The 826-nt window shown below is 37.8% G+C and carries 1 protein-coding gene; it reads left to right on the top strand.

All coding sequences use genetic code 11. From position 1 onward, the window contains the following. On the top strand, window positions 1-648 hold a 648-nt coding region (locus tag ACFIO3_RS14380; RefSeq protein ID WP_375704710.1), incomplete at its 5' end, for a hypothetical protein. Window positions 649-826 lie beyond the last annotated feature (178 nt).

The following is an 826-nucleotide window of genomic DNA, read 5'->3' as shown; positions in this document are numbered from 1 at the left end:
GATTTCAGCATTCTTAAAACATTTGAGACGCAAGATATCCAAGATATTGTCGATCTCTATCGAGAAGAAAAAAAGTTGGGTAGACCTATCGCTAAACAGCAATTAGAAAAAAATGAACCAGCTCTCGATTTGCAGAAGAGTGTTTCATTAAATGATGTTGCAAATAATGCTGTTGTTTTTCATGGTAAGGCTTCTGTTACAAGTGGGGTTACATTTAAATTACTGACGCCTGCTGCACAATCTTGGCGCTCACATATCTCCCGTGATATTCATCTTTATGGTGTGGACACATGTGCACCCCGTCAAAAAGCAAGATTAAATGATCAAGAATGGCCCTGTGGTGTGGTTACAATGGCTTGGCTTGTCACCAAAACACTTGGGCAGGATTTATCCTGTAAACAGGCTTTGATGCACAATGGTGTTTATTATGCGCAATGTTTTGTTCAAGGGGTTGATTTAGCTGAGGCAGGTCTTACAGAAGGTATGTTGGTACTCTCAAAAGAGGGGAAAAATCCTATTCCAGTCCAGTATCATCATGCGGAAGAAAAAGCACGTGGCAACAAGATTGGTCTTTGGTCGAGTGATTTCACTGAACCTTTAAAATGGCGGCAAGATAATGGATCCTATAACCCCTTTGCTAGTCCATGATTGGTTTTAACGAACATATTTACTTAAATTTTTATAGAGAAAACTTTATCAATAAAATTGTACCAAATCGTAGAGCAAGTTTGAATAAACGGTGAGATTATTTTCGTTTTTGAAGTAAATGGATGATACATTCATGTTGAAGAGAGATTTGCTCTTAAAATAGCTTCTCTTATTGATG

This window comes from Bartonella sp. AD328YNZD (genome assembly GCF_042196425.1).
Note: the sequence above shows the minus strand (reverse complement) of the source record. Positions and strands in the feature narration are given on the sequence as shown.